This window comes from Acidiferrimicrobium sp. IK, from assembly GCF_025499425.1.
Lineage (GTDB): Bacteria > Actinomycetota > Acidimicrobiia > Acidimicrobiales > Palsa-688 > Acidiferrimicrobium.
Genome location: NZ_JAIMCB010000001.1, coordinates 283906 through 302443 on the forward strand (window position 1 = coordinate 283906; position 18538 = coordinate 302443).

Consider the following 18538-nt stretch of genomic DNA (forward strand, 5'->3'; position numbering starts at 1 on the left):
GTTCCATCCGAGAGGGTCACGGGTCCCTCACCACAACCCCAGCTCCAGTCGGGCCGCGTCGGAGAGTCGGGTCATGTCCCAGGGCGGGTCCCAGACCAGCTGGACATCGACCTCGGCGACGCCGGGGAGCGCCAGGACCACCCTCCGGGCTTCGTCGCGAAGCACGTCGCCCATCCCGCAGCCGGGGGCGGTCATGGACATGTCGATCTCCACCCGGTGGCGCCCGCCGCCGAGCGGAACGGCCTGGCAGCGGTACACCAAGCCGAGGTCGACGACGTTGACCGGTATCTCAGGGTCGTAGACGCCGCGCAGCCGTTCGAGCACGGCGTCGGGATCGAAGGCCCCGTCGACCCTCGACGGCGGAGCGGTCTCTGCGGGCGGTTCCATGCCGACCGCGTCGAAGTCCCCGCCGTCGATACGGGCCAGCGGCCCCCCGACGACCTGGACGGTGAGGGACGCTCCCAGCTGCTGGACGGCCTGCACCTGCTCGCCTCGAGCGAGGATCGCCGGGCGGCCGCTCGGGATGAGCGTCACTGGGCAGTCGCGGCGCACGACCATCGGGTCCGGGCCGCTCACCGCTTCACCTCCGGCTGGTAGGCGCCGGACCCCGCTTCGAGGTGGCTTCCGACGAGGCGGTCGGCCAGCCCGCGGACCGGTCCGGGAGCGAAACCGTCGAGCACGTCCGCCGCGAAACCCGCCACCAGCATGGCCTGCGCGTCGCGGTCGGGTATCCCTCTGGAGCGAAGGTAAAACAGGGCGTCTTGGTCCAGCTGGCCGACGGCCGCGCCGTGGGTGGCGGCGACCTCATCGGTGAAGATCTCCAGCCTCGGGCGGGTGTCCACCTCGGCCCGGTCGGAGAGCAGCAGGGTCTTGTTGGTCTGGTGGGCCTCGGTGCCGACCGCGGCCGCCCCCACGATCACGTGCCCGTTGAAGATCCCGTGCCCGGCGTCTTTGACGATCCCCTTGTAGAGCTGACGGCTGGTGCAGCCGGGAGCGAGGTGCTCGACGAGCACCGGGTTGTCGTGGCACTGCTCGCCGGCCGGAAGGTACAGCCCGTCGAGTCGCAGCTCGGCGGAGGGGGCGACGAGCCGGGCTCGCACTTCGTGGCGGGCGCGAAGACCGCCGACGGCCAGCGTGCGAGAGGCAAAGCGGCTGGCCTCACCGGCGTGCACCTCAACCACCGAGAGATGGGAAGCCTCCGGTCCTTCGGCCTGGAACCGGTAGTGCTCGACGTGGGCTCCGGCCGCCAGGACCACCCGCGTGTGGCTGTTGGTCAGCGAGTGACCGTGCCCGAGGCCCAGGTGGGTCTCGACGATGGTGGCCCTGCTCCCCGCCTGGGCGAAGATGACGCTGCGAGGACTGACCAGCGGCAAATCGCCGGCGGCGACGGTCAGGTAGACGATCTCGATCGCGGCGTCGGCGGTCGTCTGGGGAGCCAGCTCGATGTAGACGCCGTCGACCGCGAGCGCAGCGTTCAACGCGTCGAAGGCATGGCTATATGCGCCGTCGCCCCAGCGTTGGGCCAGCCCGGGGCCGCCGTCGCGGATCTCGCCGGCAAGGGACGCGACGTGAAGCCCGTCACCCAGGCCGAGCGTGACGTCGGAGAGAAGCGGCGAGTAGCGGCCGTTGAGGACCACCAGCCGGGGCCCACCGAGGCTCGGGCCGGCGACGGCTCCGAGGTCGGCCGCTCGAGGTTCGATCGAGGGCTCGCGGTTGGGGCTGAACGCCAGGCCCAAAACGGGGGCCAGATCGAAGTACCGCCAGTCCTCGTCTTTGCGGGTGGGGAAGCCGTGCTGGGACAGCCAGTCGAACGCCGACCGCCGGGCGGCGGACAGCCACGCCGGCTCGCCCGGCCGCTCCGCCGGCGCCCCGCCCGAGAGGTGGACGTTGTGCTGCCAGGTCCGCTCCGCCACCTGCGAGGTCACCGCGACGCTCCGATCGTGGCGACCGGGTCGCGGCGGTCGTCTCGGAGGCCGGTGTACCCGGTCCGTTCCAGCTCCCCGGCCAGCTCGGCGCCGCCGGATCGGATGATCCGGCCTCCGACCAGCACGTGGACCCGGTCGGGCACGAGCAGGTCCAAGAGCCGGCGGTGGTGGGTGATGACCAACGCGGCGCGGTCGGGGCGGCGCAGCGCGTTGACGCCGTCAGCCACCACCCGCAGGGCGTCGATGTCCAGACCGGAGTCCGTCTCGTCGAGGATCGCCAGGCGAGGCTCCAGCACCGCCAGCTGCAGGATCTCGTTGCGCTTCTTCTCGCCGCCGGAGAAGCCTTCGTTGACCGAACGGCTCATCAGCGCCGGGTCGATGCCGACCAGACGGACCTTGTCTTGCGCCAGGGCCAGGAATTCGCTGGGGCCGATCTCGGCGAGGCCGTGGGCGCGCTGCAGCGAGTTGAGAGCGGTCCGCAAGAAGTACATGTTTGGCACGCCGGGTATCTCGACCGGCTGCTGGAAGGCCAGGAACACGCCCGCCGCGGCCCGCTCTTCGGGGGACATCGCCAGCAGATCGTGATCCAAGAACTTGACCCGGCCGGCTGTGACCCGGTAGCCGTCGCGTCCGGCCAAGACGTTGGCCAGGGTGCTCTTGCCCGCTCCGTTCGGGCCCATCACGGCGTGGATCTCCCCGGCCGGTATGGCCAGGTCCAAGCCGGCAAGTATCTCGGTTCGGCCCACCTCGACGTGGAGTCCCTCGATCACCAGCATCAGCCGACCGCTCCTTCCAAGCTCACCGACAGGAGCCGCTGGGCCTCCACCGCGAACTCCATCGGCAACTCCTTGAACACCTCCCGGCAGAAGCCGTTGACGATCATCGAGGTCGCCTCCTCTTCTGGTATGCCGCGCTGGCGGGCGTAGAACAGCTGGTCCTCGCTCACCTTGGATGTCGACGCTTCGTGCTCCGCCCGGGCCGTGGGATGCTTCACCTCGATGTAGGGGAAGGTGTGCGCTCCGCAGTCCGGTCCGATCAGAAGAGAGTCGCAGCGGGTGTGGTTGCGGGCCCCTTCGGCCGAGCGCAGCATCTTCACCAGTCCTCGGTAGGTGTTCTGCCCGTGACCGGCCGAGATCGCCTTGGACACGATGGTGCTCTTGGTGTCACGACCGATATGGATCATCTTCGTGCCGGTGTCGGCCTGCTGGTGGTTGGCCGACAGCGCCACCGAGTAGAACTCGCCGACCGACTCGTCGCCTTTCAGGACCACCCCGGGATACTTCCAAGTGATCGCCGAGCCGGTCTCGACCTGAGTCCAGGAGATCTTCGAGCGGGCCCCGGTGCAGAGCCCCCGCTTGGTCACGAAGTTGTATATCCCGCCGCGACCTTCCGCGTCGCCCGGGTACCAGTTCTGCACGGTCGAGTACTTGATCTTGGCCCCTTCCATCGCCACCAGCTCGACCACCGCGGCGTGCAGTTGGTTCTCGTCGCGCATGGGCGCGGTGCACCCCTCCAGGTAGGACACCTCGGCGCCGTCTTCGACCACGATCAGGGTGCGTTCGAACTGACCGGTGCCGGCGGCGTTGATCCGGAAGTAGGTGGACAGCTCCATGGGGCAGCGCACCCCTTTGGGCACGTAGCAGAATGAGCCGTCGGTGAACACCGCCGAGTTCAAGGCGGCGAAGAAGTTGTCCCGGTACGAGACGACCGAACCGAGGTGGGGCCTGACCAGCTCCGGGTAGCGGCGGACCGCCTCGGAGAACGAGCAGAAGACCACCCCGGCCTCGGCCAGTTTGGCCTGGAACGTGGTGGCCACCGATACCGAGTCGACCACCGCGTCGATCGCCACCCCCGACAGGCGCTCCTGTTCGGCCAGCGAGATACCGAGCTTGTCGAACATGGCCCGGATCTCCGGGTCCACCTCGTCCAAGCTGGACAGCGCCTCCTTGGTCTTGGGGGCGGCGTAGTAGATGATGTCGTCGTAGTCGATCGGGTCGAAGCGCACGTTCTGCCAGACCGGTTCGGACATCGTCCGCCAGTGCCGGTAGGCGCGAAGCCGCCAGTCGAGCAGCCAATCTGGCTCTTCCTTCTTGGCCGAGATCATCCCGATCACCTCCTCGTTCAGCCCTTTCGGGGCGAGGTCGGTGTCCAGATCGGTGACGAACCCGTACGCGTAGCTACGCCCGGCCAGCTCTTCGAGGTCGAGAGGGGCGCCGCTCATCGTCCGACAGCGACGGGCGCAGGCCGGCCGATGCGCACCCGCCACAACTTTGGGCCAGCCTCCTGGTAGTCCCAGGTGTAGCCGCCCGGGAACTGGGCGTCGAACTGGTAGCGCAATGGCACCGGGTCGTGGTCGTTGACCAGGATGAAACCCCCGCCCGGCGCCAGCGCCTGGAAGGTCGTGAAGATCACGTCGTGGCGCCGCCCGTGAGGGAAGCGGCGCACGTCCAGTTCGGACTCGGTCCCGGCGGTGGCCGGATCGGCCGGCCGTCCGATCCGAACCCGCCACACCGTCGGGCCTTCCTCCAGCGCCTCCCAGGTGAACTCCCCGGCGTGCTCGGCCTCGAACTGGTAGCCCAGCGGCTTGGGGTCATGGTCGTTGACCAGCACGAACGCCGACCCAGGGGCGAGTGCGCCGTAAGTGGCGAAGATCTTCTCGTGGCGCTGCGCCGGTGCCATGGGCCGCACATCCAACTCGGCGTCACCAGAAGTGGCGGAAGGCTGGGGGGCGGACCTGAAGGCGACCGGCTCCACGGTCACGGAACGGGCCAGGCCGTGCAGCTTGGCGGTGACCCGGCCGGCCAGCTTCGGTTGCGGCGCGCGCAGCAGCGCCCACGCCCTGGCGGCCAACCCGCACGCCCGGTCACCCTGCCCTGCCTTGGCGAGAGCGGCGGCCGCCTCGAGCACCAGCGACGTAAGGCCGGTCACCACGTCGGTCGTCGCCGGGGCCTCGGGCGGGTCATCCCGGCGCGCCGCCTCGGTCAGGCGGTGCATCTGTTCGACCAGGCCGGCCAGATCTGCATCCGGGTCGGCCGCGACCAGCGGGAGGACTACGTCGTTCTCCTTCTGTACGTGCGAGATGAACAGCGAGCTGATCGAAGCGGCCAGGTCGTCGGCCTCGTCGGCGGAGTCGGCGCTGGCCAACCGTTCGGCTGCGCCGGCTAGCCGCCTGTGCTCGTCGAGCAGGCTCAGGATCGGCTCGTCCAGCTCGGAGTGGGCTCGAGCGGCCTGGTAGATGCTTCGCTCCTCGGCTGTCGCGTGCGGCAGTACCTCATCGGCCAGGTAGGCGATCAGCGCCGCTGCCGCCGGCTCCCAGCCCGTTCCGGCCTGCACCGCCTGGCGCACGGCACGGGAGCGGAGGTCGACGCCGTCGCTCAGACTCTGATGGTGGGCGAGCATCGCCTGTGACGCCTCTCTGTCGGTCATGGTCATCGCCGCGTGCTCCTTGCTGATCTCATTGGGACCTTCCCTCGGCGCACTCTATCTCTAGTCACCGCTAGATAAACAGGGCTTTTGGCGGTGCTGCTGGATAGGCATCCCCGAGGACGGCTACCGGAGCTTCTCGGCTTGGGCTGGCACGATCGCCACAGACGCTCATCTTCGGCGGGATGGGACTGTTGGCCGGGCGGCGTCTGCTAGTCGCCAGGGAGCGGGCCACCACCAGCCCGGTCGACTGGATCGCGCTCATCCTGCTCGCCATCGTCATCGTCTTGGGGATCGCTGAGGCGATGGGGGTCGGTCTCTTGGGGAACCATTACGACTACCGTCAAAGCGTGTCCATCCGGTTCCGCGGTCTGTTCGCCGGCAACCCTGATGTCAAGGTCATAGTCACGCCCCGTGGTTGTTCCAGGTGCATGCTGTCGCGGCCTGGGCCAACCGGGGACCAGCGGTCGTCGGTGGCGCAAAATCGGCGTCCCCTGCTAGAGAGCCGATGGCTTGAGTGACGCTCCGACCGGGCTGTGGAAGCGCAACCTGGCCACCTTGGACCCGGGCTACTTCGCCTTGGTCATGGCGACGGGCATTGTGTCGCTCGGGACCGCCCTCGCCGGCCATCGCCTGATCTCGCAGGTCATTTTCGGTTTTGCCGTAGCCGGCTACGTGCTGCTCGCGGTCGCCTACCTGGCCAGGTTGGTCTGGTATCGGTCGTGGGTGACCAAGAGCTTGCGCGACCCGACCACCGCAATGGCCTACTTCACGGTGGTGGCCGGCACCGACGTGCTCGCAGCCCGCACCGCGGTGGCCGGCCACGACACCGTCGTGCTCGCCTTGGCCGCCGCCGCGGCCTTATTGTGGCTGGCCCTCACCTACGGGCTTCCGTGGTCGATCGTGGCTGCAGCCCGCCGTCCAGTGTTGGGGGAGATCAACGGCACTTGGCTGGTCTGGGTGGTCGCCACCCAATCCTTGTCCATCGCGGCGGCCGCCGCCGCCCCTGCCCTGCCTGGGGGATGGTCAGTCGAGATCGTCCCTGCGGTCGCGGCCAGCCTGTGGGCGGTCGGGGTGATGCTCTATTTGATCCTCATCGTCATCATCTTCCTGCGCCTGCTGGTGATCGAGGTCACCCCCGCAGAGATGGGACCGGCCTACTGGATCGCCATGGGCGCCGCGGCCATCAGCGTCCGTGCCGCAGCCGGTGTCCTGGCCCTCACCGGGGGGACGCACCCCTCGGTCGTGGTCAGCGCCCTGCGCCCGTTGCTCATCGGCCTGTCGTTCGTGCTGTGGGCGTGGGGGACCTGGTGGATCCCGCTGCTGATCCTGCTCGGCATCTGGCGCTACCTGGTGCGGGGCTACCCGAGGACCTACGAGCCGAGGCTTTGGAACGTGGTGTTCCCTCTGGGCATGTACAGCGTCGCGTCGCTGAGCCTGGGCCGGGCCGCCCACTTCAGTTTCATGGTCACCGTCGCCACCGCCTGGGTGTGGGTAGGCGTCGCCGCCTGGGTGACGGTGCTCTCCCTCACGGTTTATGCCGGTCTGCGGGCCGTCCGGCCGGGACCGACCCCACCCCCTCCGCCCGGCTGAAAGCCTCGACCTCCGGCGCCGCGTGATCAGGTGACGGGCTCATACACCGTCTGTTCACCGGGTCGCGGCCGATCTCCACCGCGCCGTTACCGCGAGCGGGGCGACGCTGTCTCCATGGCAGACTTCCTTGTGGTAGTTGGAATCGCCGCTTTCGTCGCGGCGATGTTGGCGCTGATCTGGGGGTTGGAGCGGGTATGACCGTGGCGGACGGGTTGCTCCTCGCTCTGTCGGCCGGGGTGTTCCTCTACCTCGGCTACGCGCTGTTCAAGGCGGAGCGGTTCTGATGGGGTTCGGGTGGACCATCGTCTCCATGGTCGTCGTATTGGTGATCGCCTGGCGGTTCCTCGGTGCCTACATGGTGGCGGTGTACGAGAACCGCACCCGCTGGTTGGCCGTCCTCGAACGCCCGATCTACCGGGTCATCGGAGTCGACGCGGACGCGGAGCAGTCGTGGCAGCGCTACGGCGCCTCCGTCATAGTCTTCTCCGGCGTCGTCTTGGTGATCGGCTACGTACTTCTCCGGCTGCAAGGCCACCTCCCGTTGAATCCCCAACATCAGTCCGGGGTGACCCCGGCGCTGGCGTGGAACACGATCGTCTCGTTCGTGACCAACACCAACTGGCAGAACTACTCGGGGGAGTCGACCATGTCGTACCTCTCGCAGATGGGGACGCTGGCGCTGCAAAACTTCCTCAGCGCCTCGGTCGGTGTCGCCGTGGCCGTGGCCCTCATCCGCGGGTTCGCGCGCAAAGGGTCGAGGACCATCGGAAACTTTTGGGTGGACCTCGTCCGCGGCACCCTCTACATCCTGCTCCCGATCGCGTTTCTGTCAGCGGTTGTGTTCATGGCCCAGGGGGCCATTCAGACCCTTTCCGGGCCGGTGCATGTCAGCGACGCCCTCAACGGCGTCCGGCAGGCCATCCCCCGGGGGCCGGTCGCCTCCCAAGAAGCCATCAAGCAATTGGGCACCAACGGAGGAGGATTCTTCAACGCCAACGGTGCGAGCCCCTTCGAGAATCCGACCGGCCTCACGAACTTCTTGTCGCTGGCGCTGATCTTGAGCATTCCGGTCGGCCTCACCTACACCTTCGGGAAGATGGTCGGCCAGCTCCGCCAGGGCGTAGCCGTCCTGGCGGTCATGGCCGTACTGTTCGGCGGTTGGCTGGCCATCGGTGCCACCGCCGAGCACCAGCCCAACCCTGCCGTGGCGGCCGCCGGGCTGGACCGGCAGCCGGGGGGCAACATGGTGGGCAAGGAGGTCCGCTTCGGAGACACCTCCTCGGCCTTCTACAACATCACCTCCACGCAGACCTCAACCGGCAGCGTCGACTCGGCCAACGACTCGTACAACCCGATGGGCGGGTTCGCCACGATGACGGGGATGATGCTCGGCGAGGTCAGCCCTGGCGGGGTCGGCACCGGGCTGTACTCGATCCTGCTGTTCGCCATCATCACGGTCTTCATCGGCGGGTTGATGGTCGGTCGCACTCCGGAGTACCTGGGCAAGAAGATCCAGGCCCGGGAGGTGAAGCTGGCGGCGCTCGGGGTGCTGGTCATGCCGATAGTCGTGCTGGCGTTGACCGCGGTCGCGGTGTCGGTTCACGCCGGGCGGGCTGGGCCGCTCAACGCCGGACCGCACGGCTTTTCGGAGATCCTCTACTCGTACACATCGGTCACCAACAACAACGGCTCTGCCTTCGCCGGCCTCACCTCGAACACACCCTTCTACAACATCACCGAGACGGTCGGGCTGCTCCTCGGGCGTTTCGCCATCATCGTCCCCGTCCTGGCGTTGGCCGGAAGCCTGGCCGTCAAAGACGTCGTCCCTGCCTCGCTCGGGACATTCCGCACCGACAAGCCGATCTTCATCGGTCTGCTCCTCGGAGTGACGCTCATCGTCGGGGCCTTGACGTTCTTCCCGGCGGTGTCGCTCGGACCGATCGTCGAGCAGCTCTCCTACGGAAGGTTCTTCTGATGCCGACCGCCGGGGCCGGCTGCTGTTGCGCCGTCTGTCGAAAGGAACTGTTGCATGGTCGACGTTGAGAGCCGAGAAGCCCGAGGGCCCGGCGGGATGACGCCACCCTCTGAGGCTGCTGGCGGCGTGAGCCGGCGCCGCGGGCTGTTCGACCGAGAGATTCTCTCCCAAGCGGCCGTCGAGGGGATGAAGAAGTTCCACCCCCGTGTGCAAGTCAAGAACCCGGTGATGTTCGTCGTTCTGATCGGCACGGTGGTGACCCTCGTCGAGTCGATCGTTCATCCCAGCCTGTTCGCCTGGCTGATAACCGTGTGGCTGGCCCTGACGGTGTACTTCGCCAACTTCGCGGAAGCCGTCGCCGAAGGGCGCGGGAAGGCTCAGGCCGACACGTTGCGGCGACTGCGGGTCGAGACCGAGGCGCGACGGCTCGGTGAGGACGGGAGCGAGGAACGGGTCGCGGCCGCTGACCTCGGCAAGGGCGACCGGGTGGTGTGCGAGGCCGGCGACGTGATCCCCTCCGATGGCGAGATCACCGAAGGGGTGGCGTCGGTCGACGAGTCGGCGATCACTGGAGAGTCCGCGCCGGTGATCCGCGAATCCGGCGGGGACCGCTCGGCGGTGACCGGCGGCACCAAGGTGCTGTCGGACCGGATCGTGATCCGGATCACCGCCGAACGCGGTCACACGTTCATGGACAGGATGATCAACCTGGTCGAGGGCGCTCAGCGCCAGAAGACCCCCAACGAGATCGCTCTCACCATCTTGCTGGCCGCGCTGACCATCATTTTCGTGCCCGTGGTGGTAGCGCTCCAGCCCTTCGCGCGCTTCGCCGGCGCCACCGTCTCGGTGGTGGTCCTGGTGGCCCTCCTCGTGTGCCTCATCCCGACGACCATCGGAGCGCTGCTCTCCGCGATCGGCATCGCCGGCATGGACCGCCTGGTGCAGCGCAACGTCCTCGCCATGAGCGGTCGAGCGGTCGAGGCTGCCGGCGACGTGCAGACGCTCCTCTTGGACAAGACCGGCACCATAACGCTCGGCAATCGCATGGCCTCGGCGTTCCACGCCGTCGGCGGCCACAGCGAAGAGGAGCTGGCCGCGGCTGCCCAGCTGGCCTCGCTGGCCGACGAGACCCCGGAGGGCCGCTCCATCGTCGTTCTCGCCAAGCAGCGGTTCAACATCCGCGAACGGGAGCTGAGCGCAGATCATCTCTTCGTGCCCTTCAGCGCCCAGACCCGGATGTCCGGCCTCGACGTCGACGGGCGCCGGCTCCGCAAGGGTGCCGCCCAAGCCGTCAGCCGCTGGGTGACTGAACGCGGCGGCAGCCCCTCCGCCGAGCTCGACAGCATCGTCGAGCGGGTGGCGCGCTCGGGTGCCACGCCGTTGGCCGTCGCCGACGGCCAAGACCTCCTCGGGGTCGTCGAACTGAAGGACGTCGTCAAGCAGGGCATTCAGGAGCGCTTCGCTCAGATGCGGGCCATCGGCATCCGCACGGTCATGATCACCGGTGACAACCCCCTCACCGCGGCCGCCATAGCCCAAGAGGCTGGCGTCGACGACTACCTGGCCGAAGCGACTCCGGAAGCCAAGATGAACCTCATCAAAGCGGAGCAGGAGGGGGGCAAGCTCGTCGCGATGACCGGCGACGGCACCAACGACGCGCCGGCCCTCGCCCAAGCCGACGTCGGTGTCGCAATGAACACTGGGACGACCGCCGCGAAAGAAGCCGGGAACATGGTCGACCTCGACTCGAACCCCACCAAACTCATCGACGTAGTCGAGATCGGCAAGCAGCTCCTCATCACCCGCGGAGCCCTCACCACCTTCTCAATCGCGAACGACGTCGCCAAGTACTTCGCCATCATCCCGGCGCTGTTCGTGGTGACCTATCCGCAACTCCACGCGCTCAACGTCATGCGCCTGCACAGCCCCGAGACCGCCGTGCTGTCGGCGGTCATCTTCAACGCTCTGGTCATCGTCGCGCTCATCCCGCTGGCTTTGAGAGGGGTGCGGTTCCGGCCCTCCGGTGCCGCCGCCATCCTCCGACGCAACGTATTCATCTACGGGGTCGGCGGTGTCATCGTCCCGTTCATCTTCATAAAGCTCATCGACTTGGTGCTTGCCGCCACCGGAGCCTTCCACTGATGCCTACCCATCTCCTCGTCAACCTCCGCCGTGGCGTCACGGTCACCGTCGTGTTCTTTGTGCTGCTCGGGCTGGCGTATCCCTTGGCTGAGACCGGCATCGGTCAGGCGCTCTTCTCGCACCAAGCCAACGGGTCGATGTCCAAGAACGGGTCCACCCTCATCGGGCAGAACTGGTCCGACGCTGCGTGCCCGGGGCACCCGGCGGGCAGTTGCGTGTTCCAGGGACGGCCCGACGATCTCGGCCCGTACGCTGCTGACCCCAAACTCGGGGCCGCGGGCGGTGACAACCCGCTCGTCGCCAACGGAGTCCGCGGCGGGTCGGGAGCCACGAACCTAGGCCCGCGCTCCAAGGTGCTGGTGGAAGACACCAAGAAGCTCATCGCCTATTGGAAAGCCCGGGGAGTGACACCGACCGCCGATCTGGTGACGACCTCGGGTAGCGGATACGACCCCGACATCACCCCAGCTGATGCCCTCGCGGAGGTCCCGATGGTCGCCAAGGCGACCGGCCTGGCACCTTCGGCGCTGCGTCAGCTGATAGCCAGGGAGACGCACGGCCCGCAGCTCGGTTTCCTCGGCAGCAGCTACCTCGACGTGCTGCAGCTCAACGAGGCACTCGCCCAGCTGCGATGAGCAGCTTCGGTTTCGCCGGCGCCGTCACCCCTTGCGGAGGCCGCTCCTTCGCCCGACGGGTCGAGGATGCCATCCCTAGGGCCGGGGTCGTGGTTTCCGGGACCGTCCGCGCCGTGGATACCGTGGCCTACGGCAGCGGACCGGCCTACTGCTGCACCCTCGACGACGGGACCGGCCAGCTCGAGCTGATCTTCCTCGGACGGACCTCCGTCGCCGGGCTGATCGTAGGCGCTCGTTGCACCGTGCAGGGCACCGCCCGGTTGGCGGGCGACCGGTTGGCGGTGTGGAACCCGCTGTACCGACTCGACGCGCCCACCCCGCCCGCCGAGGCCAACCGAGGCCCCTCCGGCGCCGCCCCGGCCGCTGCCCCCAGCCCACCGCCGGCCCGGGGCGTCGAAACGTTGCGACAAGCGCCGCCGGAACCGCGTGCCAGCCCGAGCGCCGCCGAACCAGGCGAGGTGAGCGACGCGGTGGAGCCGGCCGGTCATTTCCGCATCTACCTGGGGGCCACCGCCGGGGTCGGCAAGACCGTCGCCATGCTCGACGAAGCCCTGCGGCGCCAGCAGAGAGGAGCAGATGTCGTCGTGGGGATCGTAGAAACCCACGGGCGACCCGTGACCCGAGCCAGGACCGCGGGCCTGGAGGTCGTGCCCCGACGACCGGTCCGCTATCGCGGGGCCATGCTCGAGGAGATGGACCTCGACGCTGTCATCCGGCGTCACCCCCAAGTAGTGCTGGTCGATGAACTGGCCCATACCAACGTGCCCGGATCCGGGATCCACGAGAAGCGTTGGCAAGACGTGCTGCAGCTTCTCGAAGCGGGGATAGACGTGATCAGCACCGTCAACATCCAGCACCTCGAGAGCATCGCCGACGCCGTCGAACGCATCACCGGCACCGCCGTTCGCGAGCGAGTCCCGGACTGGGTGGTGCGACGCGCCGACCAGATCGAACTGGTGGACTCCTCCCCCGAGCAACTCCGGCGCCGGATGCTGCACGGCAACATCTACCCCCCAGACAAGGTGCCACAAGCTCTCACCAATTTCTTCCGGGTAGAGAACCTGATCGCCTTGCGGGAGCTGGCCCTGCGCTTCCTCGCAGACGAGACCGAAGAGGAGTTGCTGGAGTACCTGCGAGGGGCCGACACCGACGAGGTGTGGGACACGGCCGAACGGTTCGCGGCTGCGGTCACCACCGCCCCGGGCACAGATGCGATCATCCGCCGCGCGGCGCGCATGGCCGCGCGCAACAAGGCCGACCTCCAAGTCGTCCACGTCAGAAGCGGCGACACCCGGCGCCCGTCAGACGACGGGCGCCTCGAGTATCTCCGCCAGGTGGCGTCCGGCGTCGGCGCCGGCTGGCACGAGATCGACGGTGACGAGCCGGGACGGGCCATCATCGATTTCGCCCGCCAACACCAGATCACCCAGATCGTCATCGGATCCACCCAGCGAAGCCGATGGCGGGAACTGATCGGAGGCGGCTCTGTGGTGAAGAGGATCTCCCGTCTCGCGGCCGAGGCGGGGGTGGACGTCCGCATCATCGCCCGACGCCGCGACCCTGCTGGGGTGCGCCCGGGCGAGACCGCCCAACAACGGGAGACCCGATGAGCGCCGCTCGTGCCGCGATCCGCGGCCGGTAGCCCGCCTGCGACTCGCGATTGGCTTGCGCCGCCGCGATAATGGACACGGAGGAAGAGCAGTGAGACGCAGCTGGACCGGCACGATCGCCGCCGTAGCCATCATGGCGGCCCTCACCGCCGGCATGGTCCCGCTGAGAAGCCACCTCAGCATCGCAACCACGGCGCTGGTCTTGGTCGTGCCCGTGGTCATCGGCGTCATCACCGGCGGTTTCGCGGCGGGCGTCGCGAGCGTCGCCATCGGGTTCTTCGTCTACGACTTCTTCTTCATCCCCCCGTACCTGACGCTGTCGGTCGGTGCCCCGCAGAACTGGGTGGCACTAGGGGTGTACGGCGTGGTGATGCTGCTGGTGTCGAAGGTCGTAGCCGTCATGAACTCGGCCCAGGCCGAGGCCCGCCGCCAAGGCCGTGAGATCCGGGAGCTATTCCAGCTTTCACACCTTCTCGTCGAAGACAAACCCCTCGACGTGCTGCTCTCCGCCGTCGTCGCAACGGTGTCCGAGGTGTTCAGCGCACGACAGGTGGCGCTGCTGCTCCCGCAGGCCGGTCGGCTGGACATCGTTGCCGCCGCCGGTCCGCTCTTGTCCGAGACGCAACTCCGTCGCGTGCTGCCCCCCGCCGGCGAACTGGCGACCCTCAACCCGCGACCGTTCGAGCTCGATGGTCTGCTCGTCGTCGCTCTAACCGCAGCCGGCCGGCCGGTCGGATTGCTCGTCCTCACCAGCGAAGCCGCGACCGCCCACCGGCGGGAGCCTCTGCTGCTCTTCGCGAACCATATCGCGCTCGCCGTCGAGCGCGTACAGCTGCGCGACGAAGCCCTGCAGATCAGGCTGTCCGAGGAGATGGGCCAGCTCGCCAAGACCCTCGTCAGCGCGGTGTCGCACGATCTGCGGGCGCCCCTCACCTCGATCAAGGCGTCCTCGTCCACCCTCGCCGACACCGAACTCGACCTCGACCCGAAGACCGCTCGCGGGCTGGCGCAGCTCATCGACGTTCAAGCCGACCGCCTCGCGGAACTGGTACAGAACCTCCTCGACGTGAGCCGCATCCAAGCCGGGATACTCCAGCCACGCTACGCGGTGACGTCCCTCGCCGACCTCGTGACCAGCGTCGTCGACGACCTCGCACCCCGCGGCCACGTGATACAGACCGAGGTGCCCGAGGACCTGCCGCCGATCGACGCTGATGTCGTGCTCATCTCTCGGGTACTCACGAACCTGTTGGAGAACGCGCTGCGGCACAGCCCCAAGGACCAGCCGATCACCGTTCGGGCGGCCCTGTCCGGTCAAGACCGCATCGAGGTGTCGGTCACCGACCGCGGCCCTGGAGTCAGCCCTGACCGACGAAACGAGATGTTCGAGCTGTTCGCCCGCCGTCCCGACGACGCCGGGGCCGGGCTAGGGCTGAGCATCGCCAAGACCTTCGTTGAAGCCCACGGCCAAAAGATCTGGCTGGACGGATCCCCTGGTGGCGGAGCCACCTTCTGCTTCACGCTGGCTGTCGCCACGCCGATCCCCGAGGAGCCGAAGCTTGTCGCAGATCCTCATCATTGACGACGACCCAGGCCTGTTGAGCGTATGCCGCGTCGGGCTCGAAGCCCTAGGCCACCAACTGAGGACCGCGGAGACAGGTAACGAAGGGCTGAGCGAAGCGGCCATTCGGCCGCCGGACGTCATCGTCTTGGACCTCGGCCTTCCTGACCTCGACGGACTTGTAATCTGCGAACGGGTCCGGACCTGGAGCCAGGTGCCAATCATCGTGCTGTCCGCGGACGGCTCAGAAGACCGGAAGGTAGAAGCCCTCGAGAAGGGCGCCGACGACTACATGACCAAGCCGTTCGGGATGCGCGAGCTGAACGCTCGCATCACCGTGGCGCTCCGTCACCGTCCCGCTGACGACGAACGCGCCACGGAGATCGTGGTCGGGCCGCTTCAACTCGACCTCGTCCATCACGAGGCCAGGCTCGATGGTCAACCCCTCGACCTCACGCCCAAAGAGTTCGAGTTCATCGCCTACCTCGCTCATCACGTCGGCAAGGTCTGCACTCGCCGAATGATCCTGGAGAACGTCTGGGGACCCCATTACAGCACCGAAATGCAGTACCTCAAGGTCTACGCCTACCGCCTCAGACGAAAGCTCCACGACGAGAAGGGAAGGTTGCTCCAAAGCGACCCGTCGGTCGGCTACCGGCTGGCGGTGCCCGGGGAGTGAGGTCGCCGGCGGGGCTGGTGCCCGCTGGCGCTGCCTTGCCAAACGAGCCGGGGCTCAAGGCTCGCAGGCTCCCATTCCAAAGCAGCCCGGCAGGCCGTTGACACATTAAGGGCAATGCCTTAAAGTAGCGGCCGTGGTCGGGGGGCTTCGTTCTCATCTGGTCGATGTGGCCGAGAGGCTGGCGGCGACCCGCGGGATCGGCGCGATGACGCTGCGGGACGTGCAGCAGGAGTCCGGCCAACGGAACAAGTCGGTGGTTCAGTACTACTTCGGGTCCCGCGAGGGGCTGATCGCGGCGGTGATGGACGCCAGGATGGGTCCCATCAACCTGCGGCGAAACGAGCTGCTGGCGGAGATCGGCCCGGAGCCCGATCTCCGGGACCTGGTCGGCGCGTTCGTCGTCCCCTTGGGGGAGGTGACCGTCTTGGCGGCCACCAGCTACTGGGGCCGGTTCCTCCTCCAGGCATCTTTCGACCCAGCCTTCCGTGACCTGGTGAGGGCGTCGCTGACGGCTAGCAGCTTCCGGTCCGTGCGCGCCGCGTTGATACGCCAGCTGACCGGAGTCCCGCGCTCGGCGCAGACCCGGCGCGTCGACATGATGGTGGAGTTCGTCCTTGTCGCCATCGCCAGCGCCGAGGAGGAGCGCGACGGGGGCCGGCTGGGAGCGGCCGCCGCATCCCGCTTCGTCGCCGACCTGGTCGACATGTGCTGCGGGCTGCTCACGGCTCCGCCGTCATGGGCCGTGGCCTCGAAGGTGCGCACCGGGGACGACGCCAGGCGACCGTGAAAACGAACAGGAGAGAGGTACGGGTATGGGCAAGATCTCCGATCTAGCCGAGCGTCACTGGCAAGGTGACGGCGATTTGGTCTTCGGGGAGCACCCGGTGCGCCCCATCGCCGACCTGGCCGCCGAGGAGATCGCCGACGGTGTGCTCTACATCAAGAGCATCGCCAGCATGAGCGCCCTCGACACGGGAGACGGGCTCGTGATGCTTGACACGGGAGGGATGTTCGATCGCGACGTCGTCTACGACGGCGTCCGCGCCTGGCGCCCGGATAGCCCCCTAACCGACGCGGTGTACTCCCACCACCACATCGATCACGTGTTCGGCACCGCTCGCTTCGAAGCCGAGGCGGTGGATCGGGGCTGGGTGGGGCCGACCGTGTACGGCCACGCGGCCATTCCGGACCACTTCCGCAGGTACCAGCGGACCCGCGGGTGGAACTCGGCCATCAACAAGCGGCAGTTCGGGCTCCCGGTCGAATCGTTCGAGTGGCCCGGGGAGTACCGCTTCCCCGATGTCACATACGACGACCATATGACGTTCCGGCGGGGAACGCTGACCTTCGAGCTGCACCACGCCAGGGGGGAGACAGACGATGCCACCTGGACCTGGGTGCCCGAGGCGAGGATCCTTCACCCAGGAGACCTGTTCATCTGGGCCGTGCCCAACGCCGGGAACCCGCAAAAAGTTCAGCGGTACCTGAGTGATTGGGCCGTCGCCCTGCGGAAGATGGCAGGGATGGGAGCCGATATCATGGTTTCGGGCCACGGCCTGCCCGTATTCGGTGCAGACCGGATCGCCGTCGCACTGAGCGACACGGCCGATCTGCTCGACTCCATCGAGACCCAGGTGCTGGAGTTGATGAACACCGGGGCGACCCTCGATCGGGTGATCCACGAGGTCGAGGTGCCCGCCCGCCTCGCCGACCGACCGTATCTCCGGCCGGTATACGACCACCCGCAGTTCCTGGTGCGCAACGTGTGGCGCAGATATGGGGGTTGGTACGACGGAGAGCCCGACCAGCTGCTCCCGGCGCCCCGCCGGCAGCAGGCGAAGGAATGGGTCGACATGGCCGGCGGCGTATCGGCGGTGCTGCGGCGGGCCGCCGAACTGGCCGGTTCGGGGGACCTGCGGCTGGCCTGTCACCTGGTCGAGTACGCCGTACTGGCCGAACCGGAATCGGACGCGGCTCACGACGCGCGCGCCGACGTGTATGCCCGCCGGGCGGCCGAGCAGGAATCGTCGATGGCCCGCAACCTCATGGTCCACGCCGCGGAGGCCAGCCTGCGGCGCCGCCGGGACCTGGCCGGACCCGGCTAGTCAGGGAGACTGCGATGCCAAGCACGGTTCCCGCGGCCGTCGGCCCAACGGGAAGGGACGTACCGAGCAACGCCGTTCGGTCCGGCCTGTCGCCCAGACGACGTCTCGATCGCTACCCGGCCGGGTCAGGGAGGTACTGGCTGCTGGGTGTGGTGGTCGCCTCAACCATCGTCCTCTACTACCAGCAGTACGTGCAGGGGGCGGTGTCCCCGTCGGTCCTCGCCCACTTCCAGATCTCGTTCCGCTGGTACCTGACCCTGATCGTCATCTCCAATGCGGTGGGGGCCATGGCATCCCTCTTCGCTGGTCTGGCCGATCGTTGGGGGCGCGCCAACCTCGTGGTCGGTGGCCTGGCGGTACACGCCGTCTTGACGGCGTGGGCCATCCCGGCCGCTCCGGGATCGGTGGCCTACGGCGCCTTGGTCTCGCTCTCGGCGCTGATAGAGGGCGTGGTGCTGGTGGCCACTCCCGCACTGATACGGGACTTCTCTCCTCAACTGCGGCGTGGGACGGCGATGGGGTTGTGGACCCTCGGGCCGGTCGCCGGAAGCCTGATGGTGTCGGCGGTGGCCTCCAACACGCTCACCCACCTCACCGCCTGGCAGGACCAGTTCCACATCGCAGGGATCGCCGGTGCCGTGATGTTCGTCGTCGCCTTCATCTGGCTGAAGGACCTCTCCCCGGGCCTCAGAGACCAAAGGATGATGTCGGTCCGGGAACGTGTACTCGTCGAGTCGAGGGCGCGAGGCATCGACGTCAACGACGCCCTCGCCCACCCCTGGCGACAGATGGCCAAGGCCGACGTGATCGTGGCCGCTCTCGGCGTGAGCGTCTTCTCCTGATCTACTACGCCGCCGTCGGCTTCTTCGTCATCTACTTCACCTCCGTGT

The 18538-nt window shown here is 67.9% G+C and carries 17 protein-coding genes; 12 read left to right on the forward strand and 5 right to left on the reverse strand.

All coding sequences use genetic code 11. The annotated features are described in order from the left end of the window. Positions 1–27: 27 nt before the first annotated feature. From sufT to K6U06_RS01335, 5 genes are read right to left on the reverse strand one after another with little or no spacing between them, the layout of a single operon-like run. Entirely contained in the window at positions 28–576 is a 549-nt protein-coding gene (gene sufT / locus K6U06_RS01315; RefSeq protein WP_262320079.1) for a putative Fe-S cluster assembly protein SufT, read from the reverse strand. Then, entirely contained in the window at positions 573–1925 is a 1353-nt protein-coding gene (sufD, locus tag K6U06_RS01320) for a Fe-S cluster assembly protein SufD (RefSeq protein ID WP_262320080.1), read from the reverse strand. The genes sufT and sufD overlap by 4 nt, the downstream gene beginning before the upstream one ends. Further along, the gene (sufC, locus tag K6U06_RS01325; RefSeq protein WP_262320081.1) at positions 1922–2701 is read right to left on the reverse strand and encodes a Fe-S cluster assembly ATPase SufC; all 780 of its coding nucleotides are present in this window, start codon (positions 2699–2701) and stop codon (positions 1922–1924) included. Before sufC ends, sufD begins: the two co-directional genes overlap by 4 nt. Beyond that, positions 2701–4146, reverse strand: a complete 1446-nt coding sequence (gene sufB, locus K6U06_RS01330; protein ID WP_262320082.1) for a Fe-S cluster assembly protein SufB — start codon at positions 4144–4146, stop codon at positions 2701–2703. Before sufB ends, sufC begins: the two co-directional genes overlap by 1 nt. Then, the gene (locus tag K6U06_RS01335; protein ID WP_262320083.1) at positions 4143–5357 is read right to left on the reverse strand and encodes a DUF2249 domain-containing protein; all 1215 of its coding nucleotides are present in this window, start codon (positions 5355–5357) and stop codon (positions 4143–4145) included. Before K6U06_RS01335 ends, sufB begins: the two co-directional genes overlap by 4 nt. A gap of 176 nt (positions 5358–5533) precedes the next feature. Between K6U06_RS01335 and K6U06_RS24575 the strand changes: the two genes are divergently transcribed. The 12 genes from K6U06_RS24575 to K6U06_RS01390 all read left to right on the forward strand — a co-directional run bounded on the left by K6U06_RS24575 (position 5534) and on the right by K6U06_RS01390 (position 18490). Then, a complete protein-coding gene (locus K6U06_RS24575; RefSeq protein ID WP_410050945.1) occupies positions 5534–5869 on the forward strand; it encodes a respiratory nitrate reductase subunit gamma in 336 nt (111 codons plus the stop codon). Then, the gene (locus K6U06_RS01340) at positions 5862–6941 is read left to right on the forward strand and encodes a tellurite resistance/C4-dicarboxylate transporter family protein (protein ID WP_262320084.1); all 1080 of its coding nucleotides are present in this window, start codon (positions 5862–5864) and stop codon (positions 6939–6941) included. Before K6U06_RS24575 ends, K6U06_RS01340 begins: the two co-directional genes overlap by 8 nt. Positions 6942–7135: 194 nt before the next feature. Further along, entirely contained in the window at positions 7136–7225 is a 90-nt protein-coding gene (locus tag K6U06_RS01345; RefSeq protein WP_262320085.1) for a potassium-transporting ATPase subunit F, read from the forward strand. Then, positions 7225–8916, forward strand: coding sequence for a potassium-transporting ATPase subunit KdpA (gene kdpA, locus K6U06_RS01350; RefSeq protein WP_262320086.1), 1692 nt, complete (start codon positions 7225–7227; stop codon positions 8914–8916). Before K6U06_RS01345 ends, kdpA begins: the two co-directional genes overlap by 1 nt. A gap of 54 nt (positions 8917–8970) precedes the next feature. After that, on the forward strand, positions 8971–11058 hold the full coding sequence (kdpB, locus tag K6U06_RS01355; RefSeq protein ID WP_410050946.1) for a potassium-transporting ATPase subunit KdpB: 2088 nt from the start codon (positions 8971–8973) through the stop codon (positions 11056–11058). Next, positions 11058–11693 (forward strand): potassium-transporting ATPase subunit C, encoded by a 636-nt coding sequence (locus K6U06_RS01360; protein WP_262320088.1) that lies wholly within the window; start codon positions 11058–11060, stop codon positions 11691–11693. Before kdpB ends, K6U06_RS01360 begins: the two co-directional genes overlap by 1 nt. After that, positions 11690–13303, forward strand: a complete 1614-nt coding sequence (locus tag K6U06_RS01365) for a universal stress protein (protein WP_262320089.1) — start codon at positions 11690–11692, stop codon at positions 13301–13303. The genes K6U06_RS01360 and K6U06_RS01365 overlap by 4 nt, the downstream gene beginning before the upstream one ends. A gap of 91 nt (positions 13304–13394) precedes the next feature. Beyond that, entirely contained in the window at positions 13395–14885 is a 1491-nt protein-coding gene (locus K6U06_RS01370) for a sensor histidine kinase (RefSeq protein ID WP_262320090.1), read from the forward strand. Beyond that, on the forward strand, positions 14863–15543 hold the full coding sequence (locus tag K6U06_RS01375; protein ID WP_262320091.1) for a response regulator transcription factor: 681 nt from the start codon (positions 14863–14865) through the stop codon (positions 15541–15543). The genes K6U06_RS01370 and K6U06_RS01375 overlap by 23 nt, the downstream gene beginning before the upstream one ends. Before the next feature lie 133 nt (positions 15544–15676). Next, positions 15677–16330, forward strand: a complete 654-nt coding sequence (locus K6U06_RS01380) for a TetR/AcrR family transcriptional regulator (RefSeq protein WP_262320092.1) — start codon at positions 15677–15679, stop codon at positions 16328–16330. 25 nt (positions 16331–16355) lie between these two features. After that, positions 16356–17648, forward strand: a complete 1293-nt coding sequence (locus K6U06_RS01385) for an alkyl sulfatase dimerization domain-containing protein (RefSeq protein WP_262320093.1) — start codon at positions 16356–16358, stop codon at positions 17646–17648. A gap of 149 nt (positions 17649–17797) precedes the next feature. Beyond that, positions 17798–18490 (forward strand): MFS transporter, encoded by a 693-nt coding sequence (locus tag K6U06_RS01390; RefSeq protein WP_262320094.1) that lies wholly within the window; start codon positions 17798–17800, stop codon positions 18488–18490. The last annotated feature ends 48 nt before the right edge of the window (positions 18491–18538 follow it).

Bases quoted from the DNA above. Each gene is read 5' to 3' on its own strand.
- sufC (WP_262320081.1), bottom strand. From the start codon at position 2,701: ATGCTGGTGATCGAGGGACTCCACGTCGAGGTGGGCCGAACCGAGATA.
- sufB (WP_262320082.1), bottom strand. From the start codon at position 4,146: ATGAGCGGCGCCCCTCTCGACCTCGAAGAGCTGGCCGGGCGTAGCTAC.
- K6U06_RS01335 (WP_262320083.1), bottom strand. From the start codon at position 5,357: ATGACCATGACCGACAGAGAGGCGTCACAGGCGATGCTCGCCCACCAT.
- K6U06_RS24575 (WP_410050945.1), top strand. From the start codon at position 5,534: ATGGGACTGTTGGCCGGGCGGCGTCTGCTAGTCGCCAGGGAGCGGGCC.
- K6U06_RS01345 (WP_262320085.1), top strand. From the start codon at position 7,136: ATGACCGTGGCGGACGGGTTGCTCCTCGCTCTGTCGGCCGGGGTGTTC.
- kdpA (WP_262320086.1), top strand. From the start codon at position 7,225: ATGGGGTTCGGGTGGACCATCGTCTCCATGGTCGTCGTATTGGTGATC.
- kdpB (WP_410050946.1), top strand. From the start codon at position 8,971: ATGGTCGACGTTGAGAGCCGAGAAGCCCGAGGGCCCGGCGGGATGACG.
- K6U06_RS01360 (WP_262320088.1), top strand. From the start codon at position 11,058: ATGCCTACCCATCTCCTCGTCAACCTCCGCCGTGGCGTCACGGTCACC.
- K6U06_RS01365 (WP_262320089.1), top strand. From the start codon at position 11,690: ATGAGCAGCTTCGGTTTCGCCGGCGCCGTCACCCCTTGCGGAGGCCGC.
- K6U06_RS01385 (WP_262320093.1), top strand. From the start codon at position 16,356: ATGGGCAAGATCTCCGATCTAGCCGAGCGTCACTGGCAAGGTGACGGC.